The sequence below is a fragment of the Kitasatospora putterlickiae genome, assembly GCF_039527695.1.
GTDB lineage: Bacteria > Actinomycetota > Actinomycetes > Streptomycetales > Streptomycetaceae > Kitasatospora > Kitasatospora putterlickiae.
Genome location: NZ_BAAAKJ010000042.1, coordinates 1,547 through 6,979, shown reverse-complemented (window position 1 = coordinate 6,979; position 5,433 = coordinate 1,547). Strand labels below are relative to the sequence as shown.

General features: G+C 76.9%; 3 protein-coding genes and 2 pseudogenes. 1 reads left to right on the top strand and 4 read right to left on the bottom strand.

Annotation, left to right across the window (positions count from 1 at the left end; genetic code table 11):
* The coding region (locus ABD308_RS04875; protein ID WP_344326279.1) for a phosphotransferase at positions 1–591 on the top strand (591 nt) is incomplete at its 5' end.
* Positions 592–670: 79 nt separating this feature from the next.
* On the opposite strand, the gene ABD308_RS04870 is transcribed toward ABD308_RS04875, so the two are convergent.
* The 4 genes and pseudogenes from ABD308_RS04870 to ABD308_RS39565 all read right to left on the bottom strand — a co-directional run.
* Positions 671–1,117, bottom strand: a complete 447-nt coding sequence (locus tag ABD308_RS04870; protein WP_344326272.1) for a hypothetical protein — start codon at positions 1,115–1,117, stop codon at positions 671–673.
* Between the two features lie 212 nt (positions 1,118–1,329).
* Positions 1,330–2,250 (bottom strand): WD40 repeat domain-containing protein, encoded by a 921-nt coding sequence (locus ABD308_RS39575; RefSeq protein ID WP_425554694.1) that lies wholly within the window; start codon positions 2,248–2,250, stop codon positions 1,330–1,332.
* Between the two features lie 258 nt (positions 2,251–2,508).
* Positions 2,509–3,207 (bottom strand): annotated as a pseudogene (locus tag ABD308_RS39570) (hypothetical protein); the annotation flags it as partial.
* 5 nt (positions 3,208–3,212) lie between these two features.
* Positions 3,213–5,144: pseudogene (locus ABD308_RS39565) on the bottom strand (nSTAND1 domain-containing NTPase); the annotation flags it as partial.
* Positions 5,145–5,433: the final 289 nt, after the last annotated feature.

Genomic DNA, 5,433 nt, shown 5'->3' with positions numbered 1-5,433 from the left:
GCCCCGCGCGCCCGGGCGGCGGCCGACGGGCTGGCCACGTTCCTGACCGCTCTGCACCGGCCCGCACCGGCGGGCGCGCCGAGCAGCCGTGACCGCCGCGGCGGACCGCTGGCCGCCCACGCCGAAGGGTTCGCCCGGGTGCTGGCCTCGGCCGTCGGCCTGGGGCTGGTCCCCGACCCGGACGCCGTCCGCGCGCTCTGGGAGGACGCCGTCACCGCGCCCGCGTGGGCGGGCCCTCCGCTGTGGCTGCACGCGGACCTGCATCCGGCCAACGTCCTCACGGCGGACGGCGCCTTCTGCGGGGTGATCGACTTCGGCGACCTCTGCGCGGGCGATCCGGCCTACGACCTCGCCGCCGCGTGGACGCTGCTGCCGGACGGCGCCGCCGACCGCTTCCACCGCGTCTACCGGCCGGCGGCGGACGCGGCGACCCGGCGCCGCGCCCGTGGCTGGGCGGTGCTGAAGTGCCTCTCCTGCCTGCTCATCGGCGAGGCGGGAGTGCACGGCCGTCCCGGCGGCAAGCCCACCTGGGGCCCGCCCGCGCGGGCCGCGCTGCGGCGGCTCACCGCGACGGCCCACCGGGCCGGCTGAGGCCCCGGATGTCGCATGGCGGTTCCACCGTCCGGAGGGCGCCCGGCCGATGCGCCGGGCGCCCTCCGGGGCCGCCGGTCTACTCCTCGTCGATCGGGCGTACGAACTCCAGCGTCCAGGTCTGCTGGAATTCGGGCTTAGGCTCGACGAGCTCGATCTGCTGCCCGCGGTAACCCGCGTTGAAGGCGAGACCCTTTTCCGAGAGGATCTTGACCCCGCCCAGTACGGCCTCGAAGGTGAACTTCGACCATTCCGGGCGGGGAACGCTGTTGACGAAGAGCTTTTCCTCGGCGATCACCAGAGCGGCGGACTCGTGCACGGCGAGCCGGACGACGTAGGGCGCGCCCGGGACCGGCTCGGTGGGCTCGATGACCCACTCCTGCTCGATCGGGAGGGGGTTGACGCGGTCGACGATGACGGGCGCACCGTACTTGACGGCGAACTCGGTCGCCGTCACCAGCGCGCCGGGGCCGATGATGTGAGCGTGGATCTTGTAGACGCCGGGCCTGACCGGAATCGGGGGCATGGCTCTCCCTCTGCTTTCGGTGTGAATTCCTGAGGCTGGTCCGTTTGCCCGCCAACTCCATCACAGAAGCGGAGATCGCGCACGAGGCCGCCTGGCCGGAGTTCAGCATGGCGCGAAATATTCGACCTCGCTCGCGATATCACCGACCGGGAATTCGGACGGACATTCTACGGCCGGGGGATATTTCGATTTCAGCGGTCACCGGGGACCGGTCAGCGGCAGGTGGGGCGGTACGGGAGGGTGGGGAGCAGGCGGGACCACTCGGCGCGGGGCAGGGGTGGGCGCAGGACGGTGCAGGCGGCGGTGGCGGCGGTGGCGGGGTCGAGGGTCCACACGGGGGCCGCGCCGTCCTCGCCCGCCGTGAGGGCGCGGCCGTCGGGCAGGAAGGCGAGCGCGTTCAGCGGCCCGCCCGGGCCGGTGACGGTGGCGAGCGGGTCTGGGGAGGCCGGGTCCCAGAGGCGGAGGGCGCCGTCGTGGCCGACGGCGGCGAGGGAGCGGCCGTCGGGGGTGAAGGCGAGCGCGTGGACGGTGTCGGCGCCGACCGTGCGCTCGGCGGCGCCCACGAGGTCGCCGGTCGCGGCGTCCCAGACGCGGACCAGGCGGTCGTTGCCGGCGGTGGCGACGCGCCGGCCGTCGGGGCTGGCCACGATCCGGCGGATGTGGTCGCCGTGCTCCATCCCGCTCCTGCGGGCGGTGGCCGCCGGGTCGCGGACGTCCAGGAGGTGCACGAGCGTCGTGTCGTAGGCGAAGGCGAGTTCGGGCCGCTCTCCGACGAACGCAACGGTGTTCACCTCGACCCGCTCCTTGTGCCACCGCGGCCGCGGCGGTGAGCCGTCCGGCGGGCCGGCCAGGACGCGGCCGTCGGCGGTGCCCGCGGCCAGCAGCGAGCCGTCCGGGCTGAGGGCGAGGGCGGTCGGGCGGGCGCCGAGGTCGGTGGCGGCCAGGTCCCCGCCGTCGGAGCCGCGCCGGATCCGCAGGGCGCCCTCCGCGGTCGCGGTCACCCAGGTACGGGCGTCGCGGTCGAGCGCCAGGCCGGTGACGGCGTGTCCGGTCGGCGCGGTGGCCGTGACGAGGCGGGGGGTGCGGCCGGTGACGTCCCACAGCGCGGTGCGGCCGTCGGCGGTGCCGACCACGGCCCGGGGGCCGGCCGCGGCCACGGCGGTGACGGCCGGGCGGTCCGGGCCGGGTGCCAGGTCGGTGCCGCGCCGCAGGTCCCACAGCAGCACGGCGCCGGGCGGGGAGCTGATCCCGGCGGAGGTGACGACCGTGCGGTTGTCACCGCCCACGGCGACGCCGAGCACGAAGGTCGGGTGGCCGCGCAGTTCCGCGGTGACCCGCCCGGTGGGCAGGTCCCAGGCCCTGGCGGTCTGGTCGGCCCCGGCGGAGACCAGGGTGGCGCCGTCGGGGGTGAGGGCGAGGGCGTTGACGGAGCCGAGGTGACGCTGCGGCAGGTCCTGGGAGGGCTGGTCAGGTGGCCCGACGCCCGCCGGTCCCGCGGGCGGGCGCCACAGTCGGATGCCGCCCTGTTCGCCGCCGACCGCCAGCAGCAGGCCGATNGCAGCCGGCCGTCGGCGGCGAAGGCCAGTGAGCGCGGCAGCGGCATCCGCCCGGAGAGCAGCACCGGGGCGCCGCCGTCCGGCCGCGGCGGGGCGTCCAGGTCCCGCACCAGAACCGAGCCGTCGGTGTCGGCCGAGGCCAGCCGGTGTCCGTCGCCGAAGCCGAGGCCCTGGATCGCGCCGGTGTGGTCCAGCAGCGTCCGGACCGGCGGGGCGGCGCCCGCGCCGGTCCGCCAGATCCAGACCCGGCCGGGCAGGGCGGCGTCCGCGCTGCCCGCCGCGAGCAGCGTGCCGTCCCGGCTGAACGCCACCCGTTTGGCGACGGAGGTGTTCCCGGTAGTGCTCATCGGCATCACCGGGGAGGGCAGGGGCGTGCGGTCGGCGACCCGCCAGAGCAGGACCCGGTGCGCCGGGTCGCGGGTGAGCACGGCGGCCAGCAGGGTGCCGTCCGGGCTGAACTCGACGTCCTGGACGGGGAACCCCACCTCGTGGTCCAGCAGTTCGGCGACCATCGTGGTGGTGGCGGTGTCCCACAGGGCGATCTGGCCCTGCGAGTCGCCGGTGGCGACCAGACGGCGGTCGGGGCTGAGCGCGAGGGCGTTGACACCGTAGGCGAAGCCCGGGATCCGGCCGGCCAGGTACTGGGCCTGGGTGTCCAGCACCGCGTCCTCGGCCGGGCGGCGCAGCCGCGGCAGGTCCGCGGGCGCGGCGCGCCGGGCCTCGACGGACTGCAACAGCGCCGCGTAGGGATCGTGGCCCGCGTTCCGCTGCGCGCCGGAGACGAGCGCGTGCACCAGGTTCTCGCGACTCGCGGTGGCCGCCGCGTTCCGCTGCTGCCATGCCAGCGCCCCGGCCAGCAGCGCGCAGACCAGCAGGGCGCCGAGCGCGGCCACCAGCCCGCGCAGGGTCCGCACCCGGCGCCGCTCGGCGCGCCGCTCCTGCCGGGCCCGGGCCTCGGCCGCCTCCAGGAACTCCCGTTCGTCGGGCGTGAGGACGGGCCCGGCGGCGGGTCCGGGCAGCGCCCACCGCCGGGCGAGCTCCAGACGGCTGCCCCGGTAGAGCAGTGCCTCCTCGCGCCCGGACGCGCTCCAGTGCTCGGCGTCCTGGGTGAGCTGCTGCTGCAGCCGCAGGCCGGCCCCGGCCTCCTCGATCCACTCCCCCAGGCGCGGCCAGGCGCGCAGCAGCGCCTCGTGGCTGAGCGCCACGCCGGTGGCGTCCAGGGTGATCAGCCGGTCGGCGGCGAAGGAGGCCAGCACGCGGTCGAGCCGCCCCGGGTCGCTGTCGGCGGCGGCCAGCGCGGAGCGTTCGGCGCGGCGGCGCACCACCTGGCCGTCGGGGCCGACGTGGACCAGGCGCAGCAGCAGCCGGCGGGCGGTGGCCCTGGCCTCCTCGTCCAGCCGTGACCAGGCGCGCTCGGCGGTCAGCGCGACGGAGCCGTGCAGCCCGCCGATCGTCCGGTAGCCGTCCAGGGTGAGGGAGCGGGTGGCGCGCTGCTGCCAGACGGCCCGCAGGGTGTGCGCGAGCAGGGGCAGCGCGCCCGGGTCGTAGGCGCGTTCGGGGTGGCCGGGGTCCAGGCCGAGGTCGGCGGTCAGCAGGTCCAGCAGGCCCGGTTCGAGGTCGAGGCCGGCGGTGCGGGCCGGGGCGGTGATCGCGGCGCGCAGTTCGCCGGCCGTCATCGGGCCGAGGGCGAGCTGCCCGCGCCGCACGGCGCGCAGCAGGCCGTCATGGGCCAGGCAGTGGCCGTAGAGGTCGGCGCGCAGGCCGAGCACGACCAGTCGGCCGCCGTCCGGTCCGGCCTCGTGACAGAGCCGGTCGAGGAAGGCGCGCCGCTCGTCGGCGTCGGGGCACAGGGTGAACAGCTCCTCGGCCTGGTCGACGATCCAGACCGGGGTGGCCGGCCGCGCGGCGAGGGCGGCGAGCCGCGCCAGGGGTTCGGCCCCCGGGGTCAGGACCTCGGCCGTCACCGGGCCGGGGCCCGCGAGGGAGCCGCGCCGCAGGGCGGGGACGAGGCCCGCGCAGAGCAGGGAGGACTTGCCGGCGCCGGAGGGTCCGACGACGAGCACCGGGCCGCCGCGGTCGCTCGCGCGCTCGCCCAGCAGGCCGAGCAGTTCGGCCCGGGCCCGGTCACGGCCGTGGAACCAGCGCTCGTCCTTCGCCTTGAACGAGGCGAGGCCCGGGTAGGGGCACTGGCCCCGGGTGGCCAGCTCGACCAGGGCGCCGCGCGCCCGCAGGGCGGTGTCGCAGGCGTGCGCGAAGTCGGTGGTGGCGGGCTTGGCGCCGGTCTCCACCTTGCTGATGTGGCTGCGGTCGTAGTGCACCAGGGCGGCCAGGTCGGTCAGCGAGAGGCGTTGGGCCTGGCGTAGGGCCCGCAGGGCGGCGCCGAATCCCGGCTCGTCGGCGCTCCCGGGCGGGTCCGCGCGGCGCGGGTTCCTCCCGTTCGCCGTCCGCCGCCCGCCGTGCTCCGCGTCCATCCGCCACCCCCGGCCCGATCGCTCGTGTCCCGACCGGTCAACGAGCCGGCCGACGGTGCGTCACGGGTCCCGGGCCGCGGGTCGAAGCGGCAGGTCAGAGGTGTTGTCGAGGTGTCGGCGGCGGGCGACAACAGACACCCGGAGCAGGACCGGCCGCCGCTGGGCCAAGCTCTCATCAGGCCCGGCGACGAGGCGGCGCACCACTGGTCGCGGCACCGCTCGCACCGCCCGGCCGACGCTCCGTCACCACCTCCCCCCCTTCCCAGCAGAGGAGAACACCACCATGTCG

Excerpts from the sequence above, each read along its gene's own strand:
- ABD308_RS04870 (WP_344326272.1), bottom strand. The coding sequence starts at position 1,117 with ATGCCCCCGATTCCGGTCAGGCCCGGCGTCTACAAGATCCACGCTCAC.